Consider the following 206-nt stretch of genomic DNA (forward strand, 5'->3'; position numbering starts at 1 on the left):
TTGAAAGCCGGCGGCGCCTACATGCCGATCGACCCGGCGTACCCGCCGGATCGGATGACGTACATGCTGGAAGACAGTGGCGCAAGAGTGTTGCTTGTATACGGCAAAGACATGGAAGTGCCATCAGCTTATGCAGGCACTGTGTTGAATCTGGCGGACGCATCGCTGTACAGGGGTGAATCGGCTAACTTATTAGCGATCAGCGG

1 protein-coding gene is annotated in these 206 nt (G+C 56.3%); it reads left to right on the forward strand.

The window, feature by feature from the left end:
* Positions 1–206: AMP-binding protein (locus FS818_RS28625; protein WP_145336803.1), on the forward strand; the 206-nt coding region annotated here is incomplete at both ends.

This window comes from Paenibacillus xylanexedens (assembly GCF_007680605.1).
Lineage (GTDB): Bacteria > Bacillota > Bacilli > Paenibacillales > Paenibacillaceae > Paenibacillus > Paenibacillus xylanexedens_B.